Consider the following 24,024-nt stretch of genomic DNA (forward strand, 5'->3'; position numbering starts at 1 on the left):
ACGGGGTCGTCAGGCCTCCCCGCCGGCGGCGCCGCTGGTGCCGGCGGTGACGTCGTGCAGCTGGTACCGGTCGATGGCCTGCTGGACCACGCCCGGGTCGACCTCGCCACGGCGGGCGAGGGCCTGCAGGGTTCGGACGACGACCGACGGGCCGTCGATCTTGAAGAACCGACGAGCGGCGGCGCGGGTGTCGCTGAAGCCGAAGCCGTCGGCTCCGAGTGTCAGGTAGTCACCGGGGACGTACTCACGGATCTGGTCGGGCACGGCCGCCATGAAGTCGCTGGTGGCGATGAACGGACCCTCGGCACCCCGCAGCTTCTCGGTGACGTACGGCGTCTTCGGCTCGTCGTTCGGGTGCAGGAAGTTGTGCTCTTCAGCGGCGAGGCCGTCGCGTCGCAGTTCGTTCCAGCTGGTGACGCTCCAGACGTCGGCCGCGACGTTCCAGTCGTCGGCGAGCAGCTGCTGGGCCTCGAGGGCCCACGGCACGCCGACACCCGAGGCGAGCAGCTGTGCGCGGGGGCCGAGGTTCTCGGCCTCCTTGAGCTTGTAGATGCCGCGGACGACACCGTCGACGTCGAGCCCCTCGGGTTCGACGGGTTGTGCCATCGGCTCGTTGTAGACGGTGATGTAGTACATGACGTTCGGATCGGAGTGCGACGCGTTGCCGTGTTCGTCCGTCCCGTACATGCGATCCATGCCCGACTTGACGATGTGGCCGAGCTCGTAGCCGAACGCGGGGTCGTACGAGACGACGGCGGGGTTCGTGGACGCGAGCAGCAACGAGTGGCCGTCGGCGTGCTGCAGGCCTTCGCCGGTGAGTGTCGTGCGACCGGCGGTGGCACCGATGATGAATCCTCGGGCCATCTGGTCGCCCGCGGCCCACATGGCGTCGCCGGTGCGCTGGAATCCGAACATCGAGTAGAAGACGTAGACCGGGATCAGCGGCTCGCCTTGCGTCGAGTACGAGGTGCCTACGGCGGTGAAGGCGGCGAACGCGCCGGCCTCGTTGATGCCGACGTGGATGATCTGCCCCTGGGGGCTCTCTTTGTAGGCGAGCAACAGTTCTCGGTCGACCGACGTGTAGTGCTGACCGTTCGGGTTGTAGATCTTGGACGTCGGGAAATAGGCGTCCATGCCGAACGTGCGAGCCTCGTCGGGGATGATCGGCACGATCCTGTGGCCGAAGTCGGGCGAGCGCAGCAGGTCTTTCAGCAGACGGGCGAAGGCCATCGTCGTCGCGACCTCTTGCTTGCCCGAACCCTTCTTGACGACGTCGTAGGTCCTGGCTTCGGGTACGGCGATCTGCGTGTACTTCGTGCGACGTTCGGGTACGTAACCGCCGAGCGCTCGACGCCGCTCTTGCATGTACTGGATCGCATCGTCGTCCTGGCCGGGGTGGTAATACGGCGGCAGGTAGGGGTTCTCGTCGAGCTGGGCGTCGCTGATCGGGATGCGCAGCTCGTCGCGGAACTGCTTGAGGTTGTCGAGGGTGAGTTTCTTCATCTGGTGGGTCGCGTTGCGCCCCTCGAACGACGGGCCGAGGCCGTAGCCCTTGACCGTCTTGGCCAGAATGACCGTGGGCTGGCCCTTGTGCTCGGTCGCGGCCTTGAATGCGGCGTAGACCTTGCGGTAGTCGTGGCCACCGCGCTTGAGGTTCCAGATGTCGTCGTCGGAGTAGTCGGCGACGAGTTCGAGGGCTCGCGGGTCGCGGCCGAAGAAGTTGTCACGGACGTAGCCGCCGCTCTCGGCCTTGTAGGTCTGGAAGTCACCGTCGGGCGTGGTGTTCATCAGGTTGAGCAGTGCACCGCTCGAGTCGTTGGCGAGCAAGGTGTCCCACTCGCGACCCCACACCACCTTGATGACGTTCCAGCCGGCGCCGCGGAAGAACGACTCGAGCTCTTGGATGATCTTGCCGTTGCCGCGCACCGGGCCGTCGAGGCGCTGGAGGTTGCAGTTGACGATGAAGTTGAGGTTGTCGAGGCCCTCGTTGGCCGCCACCTGCAGCTGGCCGCGGCTCTCGACCTCGTCCATCTCGCCGTCACCGAGGAACGCCCAGACCTGCTGGTCGCTGGCGTCCTTGATGCCGCGGTTGGTCAGGTACTTCGCGACCTGTGCCTGGTAGATGGCGTTGATGGGCCCGAGGCCCATGGACACCGTCGGGAACTGCCAGAAGTCGGGCATGAGGCGAGGGTGCGGGTACGAGCTGAGCCCGCCCGAGGCGTGGGACTTCTCTTGACGGAAACCGTCGAGCTGGTCGGTGCCGAGGCGTCCCTCGAGATAGGCGCGGGCATACATGCCGGGGGAGGCGTGGCCCTGGAAGAACACCTGGTCGCCGCCGCCGGAGTGGTCCTGGCCGCGGAAGAAGTGGTTGTTGCCGACCTCGTAGAGCGCAGCCGACGACGCGTAGGTCGAGATGTGCCCGCCGACCGAGATGCCGGGACGCTGGGCGCGGTGGACCGTGATCGCGGCGTTCCAGCGGACCCATTTGCGGTAGCGACGTTCGAGCTCTTCGTCGCCGGGGAACTCGGGCTCGTCCTCGGGGGCGATGGTGTTGACGTAATCCGTCTTGGGGACCATCGGCACGCCCAGGTGCAGCTCGCTCGACCGGGTGAGCAGGCTCTTCATGATCTCGCGGGCCCGTTCGTGACCCTGCGCCTTCACGAGAGCGTCGAGCGACTCGCGCCACTCCGCGGTCTCTTCGGGATCGCGATCGGCCTTGTCGACCGTGTACGGGTCCTGATCGTTAACCGTCACCCTTGACCTCAATCATCTGTGTGGAGCGGCCTCCTCTTGGAAGACCACCGCGTGGAGTGGACAAACAGATGTCAGGCCCGTCGTGCCCGGGTTCCGAGACGTACTCCGCCTGACCCGCCCACTCTAGTTGCCCCGGCTGGCACAGGCTCGGCGCGCGCTGGGAACGCCCGGACGCGCCGCCGCTTGTAATCCGACGCGTGAGGCGTAGGATCGGCGATCGTGTCAGACGCCGACCGCCCGGGTCGACGCGAAAGGAACGCACCCATGGCTCTGGAGAACGCCATCCAGGCTCCCGACTTCGACCTGCCGAACCAGTTCGGCGAGCGAGTGCGGTTGAGCGACTTCCGAGGCGTCAAGCCCGTGGCCCTGGTGTTCTTCCCCTTGGCGTTCAGCAGCACCTGCACGAAAGAGCTCTGCACGCTTCGCGACAACCTCGCGATGTTCCAGGACCACCGGGTCGAACTGATGGTCGTGTCGGTAGACTCGAAGGCCACGCTCAGGGCGTTCGCCGAGGAGAAGGACTACGACTTCACCCTTCTGGCGGACTTCTGGCCGCACGGCGAGGTCTCGAAGGAGTACGGCGTGTTCCTCGAGGACAAGGGGTTCGCGACGCGCACGACGTTCTTGATCGACGTCGACGGCGTCATCCGCGAGCACTTCGGCACCGAGCCCGGCCAGGAGCGCTCGCTCGCCGACTACCGTGCGGCCCTCGACCTCCTCGTCCCCGTCACCGCCTGACCCACCCTGTACGAGAGCCCAGGAGGCGCCGGCCGGTTCGCCCACCCGCTAACCTGGACTTGCTCGCCCGGCTCACCCGGTGCGAGGGCCTTTAGCTCAGTTGGTAGAGCGCCACGTTTACACCGTGGATGTCATCGGTTCGAGCCCGGTAGGGCCCACATAACAAAACCCCCGCACAGGCGGGGGTTTCGTCATTTCTAGGCTTAGCCTTCGGCTCTCAGGTTCGGAGAGCTAGTCCCTGTGTGGTCCCCGAGGACTGCGTTGATCCGGGCCAGAGCAGCCGCGTCACTGTCAGTCCCCATCCAGTGGCTGTAGGTGTCAGCGGTGAGGGTGGCCGTCGAGTGACCCAGCCAGGTCTGGGCAGTCTTGAGGTCAATGCCGTTGGTCAGCCAGAGGGTGGCTGCCGTGTGCCGGAGGTCATGCTCACGGCGTCCACGAGCCAGGGCAGTCCAGCCCACCGCACGCTTCCAGTTCGGACCATTCAGGCGCTCGCCCCGGGGGCTCACGAAGAGCAGATCATCCGGGCCGCGTCCAGCCATCAGAGGCTTGACGATGGCCACGACCTCATCGGCCAGCGGGACGGTCCGGGCCGATCCACCCTTGGTGACCGTCCGCACCTCCTGACCATCGGAGGCGGACCGGCTGACACGGAAGGCAGGGCGGGGGACTAGCTGGACATCGCGGACCCGGAGGGCGACAAGCTCGCCCCACCTGAGGCCGGTGAGCCCGAGGACGAGAGCGACCGGACCCAGGGTCGGGTGCTTGGCGGTGAGGTCGGCGGTGACCTCCCGGAGCTCCGCCAGAGAGTAAGGGTAAATCTCTTGCTTCTTGTCCTGCCCCTTGCCGCGAGGTACCCGCGACTCTAGGACGGGATTCTTCGAGATGAGGGCTTCGCGCACTGCCCACCCGAAGAGAGAGGAGAGGGTATTGCGGAACCGCATGACCGTGGACCGGCTCAGCTTGTGGAGCATGGTGCCGTAGAGGGCATCAAGGTCCGAGGTGCGGATAGAGGAGATGGGCCGGTTGCCGAGGGTCGTGGGCAGGTGGGCCGCGAGAGCGTAGCCCTCCGTCTGGTGCGTCTTGGTCGAGATGGACGCGGCACGGCTACCCATCCACATCTCGGTCACCTCAGTCAGGCTGACCTTGCCAGCCTTGGGGTCGACGAACTCACCTAGCAGTAGGGCACGCTTCTGCTTCGCCTCGTAGGCGTCGGCGTCCCGCTTGAGGACGAACGTCTGGTCAGCGACCAGGAGGCCCTTGCTCTTGACCTTGACTCTCCACCGACCGTTAGCGGTCTTGGCCACGCTCACGAGGTGGCCTCGCACGCAGCAAGGGCACGGTCATAGCGGTCATTCCACTCTTCCCGGGAGATGCCTTGGGTCGAAAGGTCCGCCTTGTCCAGGCACTCATCCACGGGGTCAGCCTTGGGAGTGAGGGAGGCAAAGAGAATGAGGACGATGGCCGCTCCGAGGAGTACCAGTGCCCAAGCCTTGACGCTCATGCGTTGTCTACCTTCTGACCGCCCAGCCAGGCGTCCAGGTCGGACTGCCGGTAGCGGGGGATGGGGTCTTTAAGGTTCCCCAGGTTAATCCAAGTCGGACCCGTTTTAAAGGTCCGCCACCGAGAAAGAGTGGCTTGTGAGACGGAGAGGTAGCTGGCTACCTCAGATGACTTCATGAGAGCGGGCGTCACCCGCGCGGTAGGTACTGACATGTAACGGATGCTAGGTGAGCAAGCTGGGGATGATATGTCAAACCCTACTATGCGTTGTTGTCAACTCTGTGAGATAGCTGAACATGAGAGTACTTTCCGGCTCAACTTCTCATATGAGAGACTTGCTTGACTACTTATTGATATGAACGGTAAGAAGCTGCATAAGCTTTGGGTCACTGTCAGACGGTACAAGTACCTTGTCCGTCTCGACCCACTTCTTATACTTCCGATCCCACTTCTTGTAGACGGCGCTGGTGTTGTCTGCCTTCTCGATGCCGCAGGCCTTCCGCATCTCGGTCTTGCTGTGAGGTAGGCCGTCCTCGTAGAGGGCGCTCACGAGCACCCAGTCCTGATCGACCTGGACCGAGTGGTCCCGAGCTACCACCGCAGACCCGAGGTGGTCATCAAGGTAGAAGCCCTCCAGCTTGACTGGAGCCCCATCCTTCTGCTTGCCGTCTGCCGAAATCTCGGTTGACAAGTAGAAGCCCGCGCCGCCCGACTTAGCCACGATCACCGTGTCAGCGTTGGACCGGATGACCGAGGTGCCACGGACACCACCTCGCTCAGACTTGTTGGTGTGGTGGACCAGGATGACGGTTGAGCCCTCCTTGTGGTCCCTGAGGCGCTTGGCTACCCGGAACACCTTGGACATCTGGGCAGCATCGTTCTCGTTCTCGATGGCCGCTAGCTGGCTCAGGGTATCCAGGATGATGAGGTCAGGCTGGAGGTCATCCAGCAGCGCCTCAAGGCGCGCCACGCTCTCCTCATCGGAGAGGTTGACGCCAGACTCCAAGTAGTTGACCGAGCCCGCAGGCGGGCGTGTGTGGTGCCGGTCATCCCACGCTCGGACACGCTTTCCGAAGGCGCTGGCACCCTCAGCGGCCACGTAGAGCACCGTGCCCTGGGAGACGTTCTCCCCGAACCACAGAGTCTTAGTGGCCACGCAGCGGGCCATATGGATCATCGAGAAGGTCTTCCCGATACCGGCTTCTCCAGCAAATACGCAGACCGTGCCCTTCTGGATCATGGTCGGAATCCACCATTGCGGAGCCGGGCGGTTGGCTACCTCCTCCTCAGTGACTAGGCGTAGCTCGTCCTGAGGGTTGGTCGCAGCGCGGATTAGCTCATCGGCCAGAGCCTCGACCGTCTTGCGGTGTAGCTGGGCTGAGAGCGCTTTGTAGAATCCAGCGTCCGGCGCAGTCCTAGCCTCATCGATGTAGCTGGCCACACCTTCCGCCGTCCACCGGTTGGCAGGGTCCACGGGCCGGGCTGCCTCATGGGCCTTCTGGAGTTCGAGCATGGCCATCAGGTCTTGGACGCTTAGGTCCGCTGTGGCCGCACCGAACTCGGCAGTCTCCTTAGATACGCGGTACGTGTCGGTCATCGGATCAGCCCCGCTAGGGCAGGGAGGCCAACGAAGGTGGCCCAGAAGAGGACGGACATCATGATGTCGTCCAGACGCTCACGGGTGGGGGCGCTCATGCGCGGACCCACTTGCCGGTCGCCTTGTCGATACTCACAATCAGGGACGAGTGGCCATCCAGCTCGTCCCAAAGTAGTCGGTCGTGGATGACCGCTTGAGGTAGTCGCTGATTGAGAATCCTACGATTCAGCGCGTGGTGATCCTGGTGCATGGTGAGGTCATCAGCATGGATTGGTACCAGGACGTTGGGGGAGCCCTTCTCTTCTGGGTTTCGGTATGTTGCCAGTGCTAGTACGCGCTCAGCCTCAAAGAGGCCATCTTCTACGTAGAGAGCTACTAGGTACTGGTCTGAGGACATGGTGACCTCGACGACTGTGTATGACACGGGTGTTTCCTCACTTGTGTGAACTCGCTGACCTTGTGGCGCGATATCTCAATTGTGAGGCATATGTCAACAGGTGACATGTTGGTGTGGGCGTTCTCTCAGCTAACAAAGCGTGTCCAGAAAAATGGACACATCGTAAAAATGGACATCCATTCTGTGTCCAATGTCCACTTTTCAGAAGGCAAAAACCCTGTACTTATGCGGGCTGTGGGGGTGGACACGGCAAAAATGGACACTTAGGACACACACGAGCGGAGCGAGTGTGTCCACCGTCCTTGTCTAGTTGTCCAGGTCCAGTAAAAGTGTTCGACCAGTTTCCCAGTAGCCCAGATACCTGTGGTTACAGGGGAGTAGAGGGGTATAGGTATCATCTCGTCCTCATCACACAATCGTGGGGAAAATACCATTGAGGTATGCCAGAGAGTAATGATGAGCGCAACGTAGATGTCACGAGGTTGACACCCGTGAGCTACGCGTATGCACACAAGAAGGTGTATCGCGCCCGTGGCAAGGCCACCACGCACGAGTGCCAGGACTGTGGACGCCAGGCGTCACAGTGGGCCTACCGCCCCGGTGACCCGCACGAGGACAGCGCCCCCTACACACGCACAGTTCGAGGTGTGACCACCACATCCATCGTGTCCTGGTCACCCAACGTCTTCGCCTATGACCCCCTCTGTGTCCCATGCCACACGAGGAGGGACAAGGGATGACCGACCATCACCGCAGCCGGGCGTGGGTCAAGGTGCGCAACCGTGTGCGTCCCATCTTCCAGGCCCGCATCAACGCGGGTGGGATGCCGTGTGTGAACCGGTGCGTCATGGGCGGGATCGTCTACCCCGGCCAGGCGTGGGACGTGGCGCACCTCATCGATGCAGCCAAGGGCGGCACGGATGACATGAGCAACCTGGGTGCCGCACACCGCAGGTGCAACAGATCAGACGGCGGCACACAAGGTGCCATCAAGACCAACCAAGCAAGAGCGCAGAAGCGCAACGCAGAGAGCAGGAACCAACCGTGGTGAGCATCAAGAAGTACACGCAGCGTGAGCTAAATCGGGGCATGGCAGTAGGCATGGTGGCAGTCGAGAAGAAGGGTCGCCTGGTCTACTCCGCTGGTCCTGGTGTCCAGCGCAAGACTGGCCTGCGTCTCAGGCTGGCCAAGGTCTTCGGTCGTCCCGAGTACGTGAACCGTGATCCGTACGCGGGGCTGACCGAGGAGCAGGCCGAGGCCAAGTGTGAGCAGATCGTGGCCGAGCGCGCGGCCAAGGCATCAGCCGACGTACGCAAGATGACGGACCTCCTCAACAACTTCGCGGCTGACATGAGGCGCGAGGCAGGTGACAAGGATGAGTGACCGCCTAGTCCGTGAGGGTGGTGTGACGGTGGACTACATCAACACCACCCGTGACCTGGACCAGCTACTTGACCGCATGTCCACCGCCTTCGCCTACCACCACGACTGGCCACTCGACCAGGCACGAGCAGCAGCAGAGGACGCAGCGCTGGCCATGGACGGGGCAGGTGTAGCCGAGACCACCCGTGCCATCAGCCACGCCATGACTCAGGCATGGATGGATCGAGATGACTGAGCCCGAGCTAGACGAGCGGCTGACGACCGCAGAAAATTCGAACACGCGTTCGATTGACGGCTTCTTTGAGGATCGCGATAACCCCCGCCCGAAGGCACAGAAGCTTTTGTTTGCGACCCAGCACGGGCCAGCAGAGTACCGGGACTCCGGACTTCAACCGCTTCACGTCTCAAGCCTTGAGGGATCAAGGCAGCTTCGCCATGAGTACGAGTTGGGGATGGATTTTCTAGGGTATCAGGAGCGCAACCCGCAGGGCTACATGATGGCTGACGCTATCAACGCACTAGATGATGAGGGCCTTCCCCGCTCTGTCATCACGGCTATCTGCGTAGGCCGACGTGCCGGTAAGACGACGACAGTCTTCGCCATCATCTTGGGCCGGATGCTTAGCCGACCTAACTACATGGTGGGCTTCACCGCCCAGACTCAGGTCAAGGCGCGAGAGCGCTTCATGCGTGACGTGTATGACCGCGTGACGCGGCGCTGGGACATCACTGACGAGTCGTGCCCGGTCAAGATGGGTGTGGCCATGGGCCAGACGTACCTCGTGGTGAAGGCCACCGGCTCCCGTCTGACCATCATGCCGCCCACGTCAGACGCGGCACGAGGTGACGCCTACTCCCTCTTCGTCATCGATGAGGCGCAGCAGTTCACCGAGGACCACGGCCAGGCCCTCCTGGGTGGCATCCTGCCCACGTTCTCGACCCTCAAGGGTCAAGCGCAGTTGATCATGATGGGCACCCCTGCCGAAGCTCAGTCCGGCCTCCTCTGGTCGCAGCTTGAGAAGGGCCGCGCCGGGACGGGCGGCATCGTCGAGTACGGGGCCAACCCATTCACACCCGACCACGAGGAGGGGGAGTCCATCGAGGGCACCACCTCCGATCCTGACGTGTGGGTGGAGTCACACCCCGGCATCGGGAACCTAACGACCCTCCGAGATGTCCGGGTCTACGGCTTCGAGGGGATGAGCCTTGCCGACTTCAAGCGCGAGTTCCTGTGCCTCTGGCCAGCGGGCTCTGCCAGCCGGTTCATCAACCCGACCGACTGGGATGCCTGCAAGGTCGGCGGTGACCTGCCCGAGCTTCCGGCTCACTGGGCACTCGGTTTTGCCATCCACCCAGAAGGCAAATTCTCATCCATCGTGGCCGCGTGGCGCGACGACAAGGGCCTGGCTCACCTCTCCGTCCTGGACTCCCGAGATGGGGTCCGCTGGGTCGGCACGAGCCTGTCAGCTATCTACAAGAAGCACCGCAAGACCATCGTCTATGACTCCGCTAGCTCCGGGGCCAACGTCGAAATCGAGGGGCTGAATCGTACGTTGAGGCCTCGCGTTTCGCCACAGTCGTGGCCTAACGTCTCGACCGCTGCAAGCCTCGTGACCAAGCTCATCCGGACTCACGCGCTCCGGCACCACGACCACCCGGCTCTCAATGAGGCGGTGGCCAGTGCCACTAAGCGAGGCACCAGGGACTCCAACCGTTGGGCCTTCGGACGTATCGACTACGGCTCTGACATCACCGCCCTGGAGGCTGGAGCCATGGCTCTCCGCTTCCTCGATGAGACGCCAGAGCGCCAGCCGCTACCGCGCATCGCATAGTACGAAGCACTTCTAGACGCCCCGTTTCCCCGGTATCACTGGGGCAGCGGGGCGTCATACGTTGCAGTGCGCTAATCATGTTATCTATTGCGCCTTATAATAGATACAACATGGGATATTTCAAGGACCTCTTTGGCGCTGGGCGCGCGCGTGGACTCAACGAGTTCACCGCGCCCAGCGCAGTGGCCAGCCCATGGGCGCAGGAGAGTGACATCAAGCGCTTCATCATCAGTGAGGCGCTGGGCTCGCAGTTGTCCGCCCTTCCCATGGGCCGTGACAGTGCAATGTCCATCCCTGCCGTAGGCCGTGGCCGCAACCTCATCGTTGCCGCCATCGCTCCGCTGCCTCTCGTAGCGTTGAGCAACGGCACTCCGGTCACTGTCCAGCCGTCATTCCTCTACCGCTCCGACACGCTCGTGAGCCCGAGGGAGCGTCTTGTCCGGACGCTCGACTCCCTCATCTTCCACGGCCACGCTCTGTGGGCTGTGCAGCGTGGAGCTAAGCAGGAGGGTCAGGCTCACGCCCCGATCCTCGATGCCGCATGGGTCCCGCACGACCAGTGGTCCATCGACCAAGAGGGCAGAGTCCTCGTAGCTGGCAAGCCCGCTGACGCTGAGGAAGTCATCTACATCAATGGGTGGACTGACGGTCTGCTCAACACCGGAGCCCGCACCCTCAAGGGTGCTCTTGCTCTAGAGAACGGTCACGTTGACCGAGCCAACCACCCGGTCCCTCAGACCGTCATCGGCCACAAGTCGGACGCCGACACGCAGCTTGAGCAATCGGAAATCACCGACCTCCTTGACCAGTACAAGGCCGCTCGCCGGGACCCTGAGGGCTCCGTAGCATACGAGCCCCCCGGCCTCAGCTTCCGCTCCGAGGGAGCGTATGACGCCGACATGTTCATGACCGGTCGCAACTACAACCGTGTGGACATCGCCTCTCACCTAGGCATCCCCGCGTCCCTCTTGGACGGATCAACCGCTGAGGCATCTCTGACCTACGTGACGACCGAGGGCAACGCCAACCGCTTCGTGACCGAGACCCTGCCGCTCTTCATGGGTCCCATCGAGGACGCCCTGTCCTCCGACTCCGTTGTGCCGCGCGGCCAGTCCGTGCGCTTCGACAAGACCGAAATTCTGACCGCGCCGGGTACGCCCACGAGCGCACCCGTGGAGGACTAGCTATGACCGAGTACCTAGAGGCCGGAGACTTCTCCGTTGACCCTGAGGCCCGCACCGTCCGTGGCCTCCTCCTCCCGTGGGGCGAGCAGAGCCGTCTGAGCGCATCTCAGACAGAGCCCATCGCCTTCGACCGAGGCACCGTTGCCGTCCCGTCTGACGTGTCCATCGTGACCGCCAACCGCTTCCACGACCGTCACGACCCGGTAGGCCGTGCCACCTCCATCGAGGACACAGAGCAGGGCCTCGTGGCCACGTTCTCCATCGCCCGCACCACCGAGGGTGACGAGTTCCTGGACCAGTACAAGGACGGCTCGATTCGCAAGCTGAGCGCCGAGCTAGCCGGGATCGTCCGTGAGGGAGCACGTGGCATCAAGGCCCGCCTCACTGGGGCTGGCTTCGTCACAGAAGGTGCCTTCGCCAGCGCCGCACTCTTCGCCGTAGCCCCTGAGGACGACGTGGAGCTTACCGAGATTGAGCGCCTTCTTGAGCGCATGGCAGTCCTAGAGGCCCGCCTCCCAGAGACCCCCGAGCCCACCGAGGCCGAGGACGAAACACCCAACCCATCAACCGAGCCGGCTACCCCGGCCACAGAAGAGGAGACCATCGTGGCCGAGGCCCAGGTTCCAAACACAGCAACCGCCCCTGAGGCAGTCAAGGAAGAGACCAGCGCCAACGGTGTCTTCGAACTAGTCACCCGCGCCAAGAATGGCGACAGCCAGGCCGAGACCATGCTTGCTGCCCTCGCAGACATCAAGCACACCGGCACTGGTGCACTCGCATCTCCCGGCGTCCTCCAGCCCGCATGGCTCGGAGAGCTCTGGCAGGGTCGCACCTACCAGCGCAAGTACACCTCCCTAATCAAGAACGGAACCATCTCCGCGATTGAGGAGAAGGGCTTCGTCATGGACACGGCCTACGACCTCGTAAAGCCTTGGGCCGGTAACAAGACCGAGCTTCCCACCGGCACCGGTTCGACCTCGCTCCGCTCCAGCACGCTCCAGAAGTGGGGCTTTGCGGTTGACGTAGCGCGAGAGTACTTCGACCTTCCCGGTGGCCAGGAGGTCATTGAGGCCTTCTTCCGCCGCGTGACCGAGAGCTACGCCCGCGTCACTGACGAGTGGACACTTGGCCGCCTGTCCGCCGCCATCACCGGTGACAACCTCCAGGCTCCCGACACCTACCCCGCTGAGTACCCTGACGTCTTCGGAATGCTCATCCAGGGTGCCGAGGCCATCGAGGACGCTGGGGATGCACCCAGCTTCGCCATCCTCAACCAGGCCGCGTGGGACCAGTACAAGTACACCCCCAAGGACAAGCTCCCCGAGTTCGTCAGCTTCGCCTTCGGCATCGGTCGAGATGCAGTTGCAGACGGTCACCGCGTAGTACGCGGAAACGTCGGCTTCTCTGAGGCTCCCGCTGTGCTCGTTGGTTCGTCCACCGCCGCTCACCTCAACGAGGTCGGCGGAGCCAGCCCCGTGAACATCGAGGCTCTGGACGTTGTACGCGGTGGTATCGACCGCGCGACGGTCGGATACACCCAGTTCATGGTTGACCGCCCCGAGTCGCTCGTCCTCATCGGCGCAGACGCGTAGTCACCCGCCAGGCGGGGGCCGGTCTGTCTCCGGTCCCCGCCCCTTCCTGAAAGGGGTTCGCCATGGCACTCGCCACCGCAACCATCAAGAACGCTCTGGCCTCTGCCTACGGCTCCACCGCCGTGGCGGCTGCCCTGTACACCACCGTCCCTGGTGGGTCAGCAGGCACCGAGGTTACGGGCGGCGCGTACACGCGCAAGACCACCTCGTGGTCCTCAGCAGTCGGGGGCGTGGTCACCACGACCGTCACCTTTGACGTTCCCGCTGGGGTCACCGTCCAGGGCTACGGACTCCACAACGGCTCCGGCACCTACCTAGACGGGGGCGCTCTGACTAGTCAGGGCTTCTCCACCGCTGGCACCTACGCCCTCACCGTCACCTACACCCAGTCCTAGGGATCATGGCTATCACTCGCGTCCAGTCGGTCGCAGCTAGTGCGCAGTTCACGGCAACGCGAACGATCACGGTTGCGGCTACTGGTGCGGGCAACACCTTGATCCTGGTCTTGGAGCACCAGTCCTCAGCCGCGCCATCCGTCTCAGACAACGCGGGCAACACGTGGAGCCGAACCTCTAGCAGCCTCACCGCTGGAGCTACGGGGCAGTACCAGCTTGACATCTGGACCGCCTCCGCAGCAGCAGCCAGCGCCACCACGGTTACCGTCACCACGGTCACCAACGGCAGCGTCCTGGGAACGGTCTTCTACGAGGTGTCAGGTGCGGGCACCGTCAGGGCTACAGCCGCCAGCACCGCGACTACAGCCAACGGTGTCAACACCCTGCCGACCCCGCTAGGCCTCGACATCCGACCCGGTGACTTCGCCGTCTCGGCCGTTAGCTACTTTGCCAACTCATCCGACGAGACGGTGAGCAGCCCTTGGGTCCCGACCGGTTCGGGTATCTCGACAACACGTTTTGCAAGCTCCAGCCAGCTAGCCACTTCCGCCCAAAGCACCGGGCCGCAGTGGACACTGCCGACAGTCAAGAACGGCTGGGCTCAGACCGGAGTCATCTACACGCCAGCCGAGGTGACAGCACCCGCCTACTCTGCGTCCGTCTCGGTCTCAGGGTCCGGCACCTCGACCTCCGGCAGCGCCGTCAGCTTCTCCACCGCCGTGACCTCCTCAGGCTCAGGTGGGGCAGCCCAGGCCTCAACACCCGCCATGAGCAGCCAGGCCACATCTGCCGCCTCCGGCTCCAGCAGTGCCACCGCCATCTCCAGCTTCACGGTGTCTGTGGCCCCCACAGGTACCGGCTCAGCGGACGGAGTGGCCCTCGTAGCTATCCGAAGCGCTGGGTCCTCTAGAGGCTTTGGTGAGTCCGAGGCCGAGGGGTCACCTACCTTCACCGCCCGCGCCTCAGCGTCCGGCTTTAGCACCAGCACCACCCGCGTGACCCTCGCTCTGACCGGCTCCGGCCTGGCCTCAGGAGAGGGCACCAGCACAGCCACCGGTCTCTCCCTGGCAGCACTCCGGCCCCGCCGAGTTGCCGTTACTACGCCCCGCACCGGGGCGTCCATCTTCATCCAGTCACGATCCAGAACGGAGGTACGAGTCCCGTGACCATCGGCCCCTACTACCTAAACGATTCACCGGCCACACCGGTTGAGGTTGACCTCATCTCCGACGAGGACGTGACCGGCTACAACACCACGGTCGTCACCCTCGTGAGCCCTACCGGCCACGTGGTCCCCGTTACCGCCGTGTACGCGGACGAGACAGTACTGTTCACGATCCCCACCGGCAGCCTCACTGAGGCCGGTGTCTGGCACGTCCGCATCAAGCTCTTGGGCGGTAGCTCGCTCGTGACTCTGCCAAGCGTGCCGTTCGTGGTCCAGGCCCTCGATGGCTGGCACAACCTCGACTCCGCACGCTCCGACTGGGAGCAGGCACCTGCCGAGGACGTGACCCTCCACAACCTCCTGGAGACGGCCCGCATCGAGTGCGAGGCCTTCGCCCCGGCACGTGCCACCGTCCCCGCGAACTACCGCGCTGCCCAGCTACTCCAGGCCAGGAACTCTCTCAACGCCGGACAGGTCCAGCCTTCCGGTGACTTCGGAGAGGGGTCATTCCAGATGACCCCGTTCCCTCTGGATTGGAAGGTCAAGCAGCTTCTCCGACCTCAGACAGGGAGGCCTCTCGTTGGCTGACCCAATCAACTACCCCTCCATGAGAGGCGCAGTCCTGGAGAGCATCAGGCCCCTGGTCCCCAAGACGTGGGCTGTGCTGCCCGGCCAGATGACGGACTCCATCACCAAGACCACCGTGGCCCTCTCGCTCAACACCATCGAGCGCTTCCCTCAGGCCCCGCAGTACATCCGCATCGTCACCTACACGCTCACCATCGCCAGCCCTATGGGCAAGGCAACGGAGACGGACGACCGCGTGGATGACGAAATCCTCACTCTGCTCAACGCACTCGATGACATCGAGGGCTTGGCCTGGACCCGAGCCGAGCGGGGCGTCCTGGGGAACAACCCCGGATTTGACATCACCCTCACCTTCACCTTCGAGAAAGAAAGCTAACCAAAATGGCTATCGTCACACCTCAGCCCATCCTCATGGGCAACGCCTCCATCAAGATCGGTGGCACGTCCGGCAACAACTACGAGGGCGCAGTCTCGTCCGTTGAGTTCCAGCCCACCGCTGGCTCGGTCAACTTCAAGGGACTCGCTCCGACTGCCGTCTTCACCTACGCGACCAGCCCCACGTGGGCACTGGCACTGACCTTCGCGCAGGACTGGGACACCACCAACTCCCTCTCCAACTACCTCTTCGACAACCAGGGCAAGACTGTCCAGGTTGACGTGTACCCGGTAGCTGGCACCGGCAAGAAGGGCTTCTCCGCCCAGGTCATCATCCAGCCCGGATCGATCGGTGGAGCCATCGACTCCGTTGCCGTCTCGACCGTCACGCTGGGTGTCATTGGTGCACCCGCCCGCGTCACTCAGGCGTAGCCCATGGCCGCTACGTCTATCTCGATCTTCACGAGCAAGGAACTCCAGGTCACGGTGGGGCTTCTCAAGTCCATCGACAAGGACCTGAGTCGCGAGATTAGGCGTGCCGTCAAATCCATCTCTACCCCCGAGTGGACCCAAGAGGTGTCAGCCAACGTACGCAACCCGCTCCAGCAGCGGGTGTTGGCCAGCAACTCCACCGTGGCCGTGGGCAACGACAACGTTCGCCTCCGGTCCGGTAACTCGACCCGCCGTCTCAGCGGTGGGGGCAGCCCCGCCACGCTCGCCCGCGCCGCTGAGTTCGGTACCGACCGAGCCCGAGTCACGACCTATCAGCGCCGCAGCCCCAAGGGCAAGCAGCACACGGTCAAGCGCCGGGCCAGCGTCCAGCTACCGAGCCGCAGCCGATCCGGCTGGGCCGTCTACCCGGCTGCCGCAGAAATCACACCGCGTATTGCATCGCTCTACGCACAGACCACTCTCCGCACGTTCGCGGAAACCATCGAGAAGGGGGCACGAGGCTAATGGCTGGATTCAACCTATCCATCGGAGCCGACACCCGAGGCTTCTCCAGCGCCATCAAGTCCGGACTCATCAACCCCCTAGAGGACGTTGAGGATGTCATTGACAAGGTGGCCAAGTCTGGAGACGACATCGGCGGTGGCCTTGAGGACGGCATGCGCAAGGCGCAGCGCGAGACCAAGGACGCTGCCGACGAGATTGACACGCTCCAGGACAGCATCAAGCGGGTCAACAAAGCAGCCAAGGACTTCGGTGTAGACGGTGGTTCCGGCATCTCAGACGGAATCCGCAAGGGTACCGACGAGGCTGGAGAAGGCCTCAACGAGTTCAAGGACGAGGCGAACTCGACTGCCCGTGAGGCTGCCGCCAGCTTCGACGGTTCCGCCGAGTCCATCGGTGACGCCTTCCAGGAAGTCGCCGCCAACGCCTTCGCTGGCTTCGGTCCTGCCGGAGCCGCTGCCGGTCTCCTCCTAGCAGCCGGTCTAGGTGCTGCCTTCGCCAAGATTCAGGAGGGCAAGGAAGACACCGAGGAGTTCAAGGCCAAGGTTGCCGAGCTTGGTGCCGAGTTCATTGAGGCCGGTGGCAAGGGTGAGGCGTCCCTTGAGTACGTCATTGACAAGCTCAAGGAACTAGCCACCACTTCCGAGGAGGGCGTTACCAACCTTGAGGACTTGCAGAAGGCCGTAGAGGGTGCGGACGGAAAGAACTTCGAGGACATCGCTCAGGCCGTAGCCGGTGCTGGAGAGAACATCGATGACCTCATCAAGACTCAGGAAAAGTACCTTGAGCAGCTTGAGGAGGAGTCGCAGCTAGCGGACGCCAGCGTGACCGGCGCGCAGAAGGCAGCGACCGAGAAGGCCATTGCCCAGCAGCTTGTCGTGGAAGAGCTTCACAAGGCCAAGGACGCGACCGATCAGGCTAGGGCTTCCGAGGAGGCCTACAACGCAGCCGGTGGACCTGAGCTTGCAGCCAAGGCCGAGACCATCGAGAACTACGTCAGCGCCGTCCAGGACGGCTACGCCGACGCCGGAGCGTCCATCGACGAGTACGTAGAGGGCGGCGTTGCCAACCTCCAGAAGTACACAGAGGAGGCCGCAGCCCAGGCTGACGCCGTGACTGCGTACCAGCAGAACATGGTGGCCCTGAGCGGGATTCTCTCGGATGAGGCTCTGGCCTACGTGGCCTCTCTCGGCCCCGAGGCCGCGCCAATCATCGATGCCTTCGTCAAGGCTCCGCTTGCCCAGCAGCAGCAGACCGCCGACGTGTGGACCCGGCTCGGTACCGCCTCATCTCAGGCCTTCGGGACCAAGCTCCAGAACGACCTCAGCGGTGCCAGCTTCAACGCCAACGTCAACCTCCGCGCTAACCCGCAGCAGATCATCGACGCCATTGGTGCCCGCCGCTATGACGTGGCGGTCAACGCCCGAGTAGTCAACAACATTCAAAGTCAACTGCCGTCCAGGCAAGGAATGGGTGTCCCGTGAGTTCATCAATCAGCAGCGACTACGGGTCCGTGGTGCCTCTCTTGGTCACCGGCTACGAGTCCAACCGCAACACAAGGAACATCTTTCACCAAGTCCTAGGTGGGGGAGAGGACGTGACTCTCCAGCCCGCTTCACTCCGACGCGGACGCCTCTCGTGCCTCTTCGCCTCAGAGCAGGATGCCGTGGACTGCGAACTCATGCACGCAGGAACCTACGTGCTCAGCTTCGCGGACTCCGACCTACCCCTTGCCTCCATGAGGTACGTCCCTGACGGCTCTATCGTCCGCCGTCTCGACCAGGAGACGTACCTGTGGACGGTTGACATCGACTACCAGGAGGTGGAGCTATGACCGTCCGCGTCCCCGTCTACAACGCCTTCCTCGTACCCGACGTGTCCGTGGGGCGGTCCTACGTGCTCAACGTAGTGTCCGGTTCCCTGTATGCCGACGAGGGGAACGCGCCTCTCATCGGTGGCACCATCACCGTGTCCAAGCCTTCTCCCGAGGTCATGGCGCTCATCGACCCCTACGCTCCGCGCAGCCGCGTCACGCTCCAGGTCCGAGGCACCGAGAATGACCCAGCTAGTGAGTTCTCCCTCAAGATCACTGCCATTCAAGAGGACGCAGGAGATGGCCTTCTCGGCATCAACCTTGCCTCCGACGAGAGCTTGCTCATGGACTACGCCCTACCCACGAGCGCGCCCATCAAGACCTTCTGGGGATACCAGAACTCCGGCTATTCCATCGTGGTCGGGGTGCTCAACCGAGTCCTTGGACCGGGCCGCTACAACCTCAGCTATCGGACAGCCAACAAGCAATTCCCGACCTACAGCGCCCTCACCAATCTGATCCCCAACGGGTCATTCGACAATGGCTTGGTCACGCCCTGGGTAGGCCTCCAGGCCAACGTTAGTGCGTCCACCGGCTTCCGTCTGACTGGTCAGTACTCGTTGCTCGTCAACCCGAACTCGACCAGCAATGACTCCGCCGCCGAGCTTGCCGAGGTCCGAGTGACCCCCGGCAAGACGTACACGGTTAGTGGCTTCATCGCTCGTGCCGGTGTGCAGCCAGGCACCTTGAACGCTCGTGCCCGGCGTATCTGGGTCTACACCTACATCGACGGTCAAGTGGTCGTGGTCGGACAGTCACCTCAGGCACCGAACACCGCCGCCACCAGCCGCCAGTCGGTCACCTTCACCGTCCCGGCCAACGCCGAGAGTGTGAATATCCGTCTCTACTCGGGAGCCGCCAACGGGACCAACGCGGGCGTCTACTGGGAGAACGTGCTCATGGTCGAGGGTGACGGCCTGGACACCAACGGCGTCAGCGTCGTGCCCTTCTTCGACGGTGCCACCACGGACTCCACGAGCTACGTCTACGAGTGGACCGGCGACACCAACAACTCCGCCTCGACCCGGACCCCGGTCCTCGACCGAGGCCCGGACGCCCTGACGTGGATGCCCGGACAGACCGCCTGGGACTTCCTGACGCCGATCCTCGATGCCCTTGGGTGGAGGCTCAGCCCGGGTAAGAGCGCAACGCTATGGAACCTCGACCAGAACGATTCCCTCTTGTCTGGGTCTCCCGTCAGGATCGGCTACGGCACCAACCTCTACGAGGTCACGGACCTCAAGAGCCGGACCGCGAGTAACGCCGGGGGAGTGCCGCAGTTCGCGGACGCCGTGGTCGTGCACTACCAGTGGACCGACACCGCCACCCTGGAGAAGCGAGAGGCCTACGACTCCGCAGGACCCTCGATGCCGCAGAAGACACACCTGGTCGAGTACCAGGACACCGCCTACCCCGGACCTGGAGCGGCGGCCTACATCTTGGAGCGTCTGACGGCCCGACGCCGACAGCTACAGGTGAGCGCGGCAGCGAACTACACCGTGTGGCCCGGCCAGGAAATCGTCATCTCACCCGGACCTGGTGACCAGGTGTCCGGCTACATCGACGCCGTGGACTGGGACCTCAGCAACGGGGTCATGTCCATCCGATCCAAGAACCTCATCATCAACCCAACCGGCTCGCTAGGCGCATCGCCTGACGGGCAGACAGTCGGCTCCGTCTCCACGACGGTTGCCGATTACACAAGCTAGGAGCACACAGTGGCAGTAGGAGACGCAGCCGGGGCCAAGGGCCTCGCAACGTATACAGACAGCCTGTTGGTCAAGGACGTGGACAACGCCCTCAACCAACGGGGTGACGACACCGCAGCAACCATGACCCGCCTGGACACCGTAGAGGCGGCGGCACTGGGCAAGCCCATGTTCTCGGTCCAGCGAGGAACCTTCGACCAGAACATCGTCCACAACAACTGGTATCAGGTAGTCGGAAATGTCTTTGCCTCGCCAGTCATCAACACCGGCTTCACCTCCTGGACGACCGGTGCCCTCACCATCAAGCGCTCAGGTGTCTACACAGTCGGAGCCCACGTCCAGTACTACGGCCAGGGCTTCACGACCGTGGGCGTCCAGTTGACCAAGAACGGCAACGGCGTGGACACGACCGACATGCTGTGCAAGGACGAGTGGGGAGGCGGCGGATCAGCCGTCCCGGCTGCCACCGCGACCGCGTACAACGTGGTCCGTCTCGTGGCCGGAGATGTCATCCGTATGTGGACCCTCCAGCGCAACGCAAACGGCTCGACCGTGCCAGTGGGCAAGGTCGCCGGAGACGTGACCATGAGCCTCATGTGGGAGAACAACTAGTGAACAAGACCGCCATCTTCATCTGCTTCTCAGCCCTGGCAGCGGTCGGACTCGTCGGTTCGGTCGTCCTGGCCATCCACCGCCCGGACGCCACGGCTACCTTCACGTCTCTCATCGTGACCGTGCTCGGTCTGGCTGCCACCGCAGCCGGTACCTTCTACGCTCTTGGCAAGCAGGGCGAGAAGATTGACACCATCAAGACCCAGACCAACGGCACCCTCTCCAAGCTTCGCGAGGACAACGAACGCCTCAACCGTGAGGCCATCGAGAGGGCTCAGCGAGAGCAGCCACCCGCAGAGGGCAGACACCGCGCAGACCCCGAGAGCTAGTCTGACTACGAACCCCGCTCACGCCCCCCGCTGAGCGGGGTTTCTCATGTCTGCAACACACCTTGTGAGCGCCCCTCACCCTGCCGTCGTCGGACCTAGAATCCCGGCGCGGCACTGCCCGAGGTGCCCAGGAGGAGAAGCATGAACCAGATTGACGGTTACCCCATTGACCACCTCAAGCTCGTGGAGGCCTTGGACAAGCGTCAGGACAAAGTAGTAGCCGAGGGGGTGCGGGTAGATGTTGTGTTCGACCCGGAGCGAGACGACAAGCCCTACGCCGACGTGATCGTGACTCGGAGCTACCGGCTCTTCGATCAGGAGGTCAAGGACATGATCAAGGAAGCTCTCTAGGCTTCTCAAGGAACCCCACCCAGACCGGCCTCTGGGTGGGGTTTCCTAGTCCCTGGCTAGTCCCCGTAGGGTGCGATTTGGGGGACTAGGAGCAACGTGAGCAACGCCAGAACCCCATGGAATATGGGAAGTCTGGACCCCGGCAACCTTTACACCGTGGATGTCATCGGTTCGAGCCCGGTAGGGCCCACCGTCGAGAGTTCTGGTCAGACGACCAATGGCTGCCACCGCGCCCGCTGGGTCGGGTGAGTTCGCCGGTGGTGTTCGGCCGTCGCTCGATGCTCTCCAGTCGGCACGGACCGCTCACCGTCGTTCGGTGACGTCGACCCGAACCACAGATCTGTCGGCGGGCGTCGTCTCCCGTGGTCAATCGCAAGCCGGTCGTTCATCGGGACGCCCGCCCGGGCCGTTCTCGGTCGGACTTCGGGGATGCCGCCTACGACTCCACCGACCCGGTGGGTTGGCTGCTGTTCAACGTCCACGGGGTGGTTGGCCAGTTCGAGGCCGACCTCATCCGAGCCCGAACCACAGAGGGCATGGCGATCGCGAAGGCTGCGAGCGAGCTCCGTGGCCGCAAGCGTGGCCGGTGTCCTCCTCGGCTTGTGGTGGATATTCCTCGGATCGGCAGGTGGAGCGGCGGTCGCAGCGCATGTGCTGAAGCTGTCTCTCCGGTGGGCGGCCCGGCCGGTTCGAGACCTCCAAGCCGAGCTCGGCCCAGAATTCGTCGTACTTCTCGGGCAACGTCCCTGAAGTGCTCCACGAGCCGGTCGCCCGTTACACGATGGTCATGTGGGGCTGGCGTTCGTGCGTCGGTTGATGGTGTCGCCGTTCCAGGAGAGGTCGGAGTCCTCGTCGACCAGGTATGCCTCGAAGCGGCCGTCGGTGAGGATCGAGTCGATGAGCGTCCGAGAGCCGGCGACGATCGTGGAGTCCCAGTCGATCTCGGTGGCGAGCACCCAGGCGTGGTCCTCCGGCCAGAGCAATTGCGGGGGCTCGTCGGTTCGGAGGCCGATGAGTGGTCCCCATCCGGGCTTCGCGAGCTCAAGGGTGTCGGTCTGGGCGAGGAGGTAGTCGTAGCGATCGATGGTCACCGATCGGCCGACGAGGTGTTGGCCGGTGCCGCCGACCCAATACGCGGCGACGGCCTCATCAGACGTGGTGGTCTCGGCTCCCAGAAGCGGTGCGAGGGCGGCGAGCACCTGCGGATCGAGGTGGCCGACGTCACTGGTTCCACCACGGGGTTCGTCGAGGTCGAGCAGCCGTTCCCACTGCACGAGAGGGTGCATGACCTTGCCGGCCGTGGCGGCGACGTCAGACCATCGGCGGCGTTCCCAGGTGTCGTCTGCCGTGGGCCGGGGGTGGAGGATTCGCGCGTAGGCCTCGAAACCGTATCCAGCGACAGATCCGACCCTTGCCCAGCCTCCGACGCGGTACATCCGCGGCCCTAGCCAGGCGGCGCGTTCGACATCGTCGATGATCTGCATGGTGGTGACCCTGTCATGAGCGCGGAGCCGTGCCAAGGACGAACACCCGTTCGCGCGTCTGTTTCACGACGCAGGGTCCTACATGCCGATGATCGGGCCCGCGGCTTGAACTCTCGGTGGCTTGAGTGGGACCATGCCAGGCATTGGCGGTGTCTGTGACTGTGACTGGGCGCGTCCGACGATGCTCGCGAGGGAGGGGCTGTTCGCTGGGGCCCGTTCGTGGCGTCAGTTCGCGGGCCCGTGGTGCTGTCTTGCTCGAAGCAGAGCCGTGTGGAGGTCATCCGCCAGGAGGTCTTGATGGTTGTTGAGCAGTGTGATGGGGGCCTGCTGCTCGACGCTCAAGACGACCCACCTGCTGCTGCGGACGCGTTTCCGGTGATCGTTGGGCTCGATGCTGACCGTGCCAAGCCTGTCGAGAGGCCACTCGGCGGGGCTCGCGCCTCGAATGCGGGCGGAGGCTCGAGGTATGTATCGCAGGCGCGTCGACGATAGGACGAATACCCCCGCGTAGCCCCCGCCGCCGGTCGGCAAGATCCGTTGTGCAGAGGTGCCCCATACGAGAGCTTCTCCGGGCTCAGTGACAACTCGCCGCCATGCGCGTACGGCTCGAAGATCTCCGACAATTTGCGCACCACCCAGGACGGCAAACAGGACGAACAAGGTGAGAAAGGCCCACGACAGACCGTCCCGATCGGTGCGAAACATGAGCTGCGCACAGGCGATGGCGCCCAGGACGCCGAAGAGGGGCAGCTGGCCGACGACTGATCTTTGCAGAGCGCGCTCAGATGCCGTCACCGGTGGATCTAGGGCTGTTGCCACGGCCTTATCTTGCAGCCATCCTGGTGTCGATGGCGACTCGATGGAGGATCGCTCACCGGATTGCGTCGGCTGGCCATCGACGTCACTCATGAATGCGGTCACCTCGGGCGTTTCGCGTGAGGCGCATGGCGAGTGATCCCAGTGTGAAGATGACGGCGTAGGCGATGAACGCCACCCACAGGGGCGCTTGGATGCGGTCGACGAGGAACCAGAAGAGCCCACCGCCGACGAAGATCAAGACGAGGTTGAGCAGAACGGTTCTTGCCGGAAGCCACGGCGTCGGGCGCTCGATCACTGCAGCCGCGTCGACGGGGCGAGCCTGCGGCAATACTTCTTCGCTGCTCATAGGTCCAGCATGCCCCAGGACGTCATTCGGCATCGGTGTCCGATAGC

Annotated in this window: 26 protein-coding genes and 1 tRNA gene; 19 read left to right on the forward strand and 8 right to left on the reverse strand. The window is 63.6% G+C overall.

Annotated features, from left to right (window positions below):
- Positions 1-9: 9 nt before the first annotated feature.
- Positions 10-2,754 (reverse strand): pyruvate dehydrogenase (acetyl-transferring), homodimeric type, encoded by a 2,745-nt coding sequence (aceE, locus tag HRF36_RS04310; RefSeq protein ID WP_173206651.1) that lies wholly within the window; start codon positions 2,752-2,754, stop codon positions 10-12.
- Positions 2,755-3,018: 264 nt separating this feature from the next.
- Here aceE and HRF36_RS04315 point away from each other — a divergent pair, with 264 nt between their 5' ends.
- On the forward strand, positions 3,019-3,492 hold the full coding sequence (locus HRF36_RS04315) for a peroxiredoxin (RefSeq protein ID WP_173206654.1): 474 nt from the start codon (positions 3,019-3,021) through the stop codon (positions 3,490-3,492).
- 85 nt (positions 3,493-3,577) lie between these two features.
- Positions 3,578-3,650 (forward strand) — tRNA-Val (locus tag HRF36_RS04320).
- A 45-nt stretch (positions 3,651-3,695) separates the two neighbouring features.
- Here HRF36_RS04320 and HRF36_RS04325 read toward each other — a convergent pair.
- The 4 genes from HRF36_RS04325 to HRF36_RS04340 all read right to left on the reverse strand — a co-directional run bounded on the left by HRF36_RS04325 (position 3,696) and on the right by HRF36_RS04340 (position 7,013).
- Positions 3,696-4,802, reverse strand: a complete 1,107-nt coding sequence (locus tag HRF36_RS04325; RefSeq protein WP_173206657.1) for a tyrosine-type recombinase/integrase — start codon at positions 4,800-4,802, stop codon at positions 3,696-3,698.
- Positions 4,799-4,993, reverse strand: coding sequence for a hypothetical protein (locus HRF36_RS04330; RefSeq protein ID WP_173206660.1), 195 nt, complete (start codon positions 4,991-4,993; stop codon positions 4,799-4,801). Before HRF36_RS04330 ends, HRF36_RS04325 begins: the two co-directional genes overlap by 4 nt.
- Positions 4,994-5,335: 342 nt before the next feature.
- Entirely contained in the window at positions 5,336-6,589 is a 1,254-nt protein-coding gene (locus HRF36_RS04335) for an AAA family ATPase (protein ID WP_173206663.1), read from the reverse strand.
- A gap of 94 nt (positions 6,590-6,683) precedes the next feature.
- Positions 6,684-7,013, reverse strand: coding sequence for a hypothetical protein (locus HRF36_RS04340; protein WP_173206666.1), 330 nt, complete (start codon positions 7,011-7,013; stop codon positions 6,684-6,686).
- A 709-nt stretch (positions 7,014-7,722) separates the two neighbouring features.
- On the opposite strand from HRF36_RS04340, the gene HRF36_RS04345 reads away from it, so the two are divergent.
- The 7 genes from HRF36_RS04345 to HRF36_RS04375 all read left to right on the forward strand — a co-directional run bounded on the left by HRF36_RS04345 (position 7,723) and on the right by HRF36_RS04375 (position 13,372).
- Positions 7,723-8,037 carry an HNH endonuclease gene (locus HRF36_RS04345; RefSeq protein WP_173206669.1) on the forward strand — a complete coding sequence of 105 codons (315 nt, stop codon included), beginning with the start codon at positions 7,723-7,725 and terminating at the stop codon, positions 8,035-8,037.
- Positions 8,034-8,369 (forward strand): hypothetical protein, encoded by a 336-nt coding sequence (locus HRF36_RS04350; protein WP_173206672.1) that lies wholly within the window; start codon positions 8,034-8,036, stop codon positions 8,367-8,369. Before HRF36_RS04345 ends, HRF36_RS04350 begins: the two co-directional genes overlap by 4 nt.
- On the forward strand, positions 8,362-8,604 hold the full coding sequence (locus HRF36_RS04355; protein ID WP_173206675.1) for a hypothetical protein: 243 nt from the start codon (positions 8,362-8,364) through the stop codon (positions 8,602-8,604). The genes HRF36_RS04350 and HRF36_RS04355 overlap by 8 nt, the downstream gene beginning before the upstream one ends.
- Complete coding sequence (locus HRF36_RS04360; protein ID WP_173206678.1) at positions 8,597-10,201, forward strand: hypothetical protein; 1,605 nt, start codon at positions 8,597-8,599, stop codon at positions 10,199-10,201. The genes HRF36_RS04355 and HRF36_RS04360 overlap by 8 nt, the downstream gene beginning before the upstream one ends.
- Positions 10,202-10,311: 110 nt before the next feature.
- A complete protein-coding gene (locus HRF36_RS04365; RefSeq protein WP_173206681.1) occupies positions 10,312-11,385 on the forward strand; it encodes a phage portal protein in 1,074 nt (357 codons plus the stop codon).
- 2 nt (positions 11,386-11,387) lie between these two features.
- On the forward strand, positions 11,388-12,977 hold the full coding sequence (locus tag HRF36_RS04370) for a hypothetical protein (protein WP_173206684.1): 1,590 nt from the start codon (positions 11,388-11,390) through the stop codon (positions 12,975-12,977).
- A gap of 62 nt (positions 12,978-13,039) precedes the next feature.
- Entirely contained in the window at positions 13,040-13,372 is a 333-nt protein-coding gene (locus HRF36_RS04375) for a hypothetical protein (RefSeq protein ID WP_173206687.1), read from the forward strand.
- Positions 13,373-14,018: 646 nt separating this feature from the next.
- On the opposite strand, the gene HRF36_RS04380 is transcribed toward HRF36_RS04375, so the two are convergent.
- On the reverse strand, positions 14,019-14,501 hold the full coding sequence (locus tag HRF36_RS04380) for a hypothetical protein (RefSeq protein WP_173206689.1): 483 nt from the start codon (positions 14,499-14,501) through the stop codon (positions 14,019-14,021).
- Positions 14,502-14,534: 33 nt separating this feature from the next.
- Between HRF36_RS04380 and HRF36_RS04385 the strand changes: the two genes are divergently transcribed.
- The 10 genes from HRF36_RS04385 to HRF36_RS04430 all read left to right on the forward strand — a co-directional run bounded on the left by HRF36_RS04385 (position 14,535) and on the right by HRF36_RS04430 (position 21,328).
- Complete coding sequence (locus HRF36_RS04385) at positions 14,535-15,125, forward strand: hypothetical protein (protein ID WP_173206692.1); 591 nt, start codon at positions 14,535-14,537, stop codon at positions 15,123-15,125.
- 19 nt (positions 15,126-15,144) lie between these two features.
- Entirely contained in the window at positions 15,145-15,501 is a 357-nt protein-coding gene (locus HRF36_RS04390; protein ID WP_217270863.1) for a hypothetical protein, read from the forward strand.
- 5 nt (positions 15,502-15,506) lie between these two features.
- A complete protein-coding gene (locus HRF36_RS04395; protein WP_173206698.1) occupies positions 15,507-15,932 on the forward strand; it encodes a hypothetical protein in 426 nt (141 codons plus the stop codon).
- 3 nt (positions 15,933-15,935) lie between these two features.
- Positions 15,936-16,457 carry a hypothetical protein gene (locus HRF36_RS04400; protein ID WP_173206701.1) on the forward strand — a complete coding sequence of 174 codons (522 nt, stop codon included), beginning with the start codon at positions 15,936-15,938 and terminating at the stop codon, positions 16,455-16,457.
- Entirely contained in the window at positions 16,457-17,938 is a 1,482-nt protein-coding gene (locus HRF36_RS04405; protein ID WP_173206704.1) for a hypothetical protein, read from the forward strand. Before HRF36_RS04400 ends, HRF36_RS04405 begins: the two co-directional genes overlap by 1 nt.
- The gene (locus HRF36_RS04410) at positions 17,935-18,288 is read left to right on the forward strand and encodes a hypothetical protein (RefSeq protein WP_173206707.1); all 354 of its coding nucleotides are present in this window, start codon (positions 17,935-17,937) and stop codon (positions 18,286-18,288) included. The genes HRF36_RS04405 and HRF36_RS04410 overlap by 4 nt, the downstream gene beginning before the upstream one ends.
- Complete coding sequence (locus HRF36_RS04415) at positions 18,285-20,036, forward strand: carbohydrate binding domain-containing protein (protein ID WP_173206710.1); 1,752 nt, start codon at positions 18,285-18,287, stop codon at positions 20,034-20,036. The genes HRF36_RS04410 and HRF36_RS04415 overlap by 4 nt, the downstream gene beginning before the upstream one ends.
- A gap of 9 nt (positions 20,037-20,045) precedes the next feature.
- Positions 20,046-20,648: a hypothetical protein gene (locus HRF36_RS04420; protein ID WP_173206713.1), complete on the forward strand. Its 603-nt coding sequence runs from the start codon at positions 20,046-20,048 to the stop codon at positions 20,646-20,648.
- On the forward strand, positions 20,648-20,977 hold the full coding sequence (locus HRF36_RS04425; RefSeq protein ID WP_173206716.1) for a hypothetical protein: 330 nt from the start codon (positions 20,648-20,650) through the stop codon (positions 20,975-20,977). Before HRF36_RS04420 ends, HRF36_RS04425 begins: the two co-directional genes overlap by 1 nt.
- Before the next feature lie 141 nt (positions 20,978-21,118).
- Positions 21,119-21,328, forward strand: a complete 210-nt coding sequence (locus tag HRF36_RS04430) for a hypothetical protein (RefSeq protein WP_173206719.1) — start codon at positions 21,119-21,121, stop codon at positions 21,326-21,328.
- A 785-nt stretch (positions 21,329-22,113) separates the two neighbouring features.
- Here HRF36_RS04430 and HRF36_RS04435 read toward each other — a convergent pair.
- Together HRF36_RS04435 and HRF36_RS04445 are read right to left on the reverse strand one after the other, a co-directional pair.
- A complete protein-coding gene (locus tag HRF36_RS04435; protein ID WP_173206722.1) occupies positions 22,114-22,812 on the reverse strand; it encodes a hypothetical protein in 699 nt (232 codons plus the stop codon).
- Between the two features lie 901 nt (positions 22,813-23,713).
- Positions 23,714-23,977 (reverse strand): hypothetical protein, encoded by a 264-nt coding sequence (locus tag HRF36_RS04445; protein ID WP_173206728.1) that lies wholly within the window; start codon positions 23,975-23,977, stop codon positions 23,714-23,716.
- Between the last annotated feature and the right edge of the window lie 47 nt (positions 23,978-24,024).

Source organism: Frigoribacterium sp. VKM Ac-2836 (genome assembly GCF_013248995.1).
Lineage (GTDB): Bacteria > Actinomycetota > Actinomycetes > Actinomycetales > Microbacteriaceae > Frigoribacterium.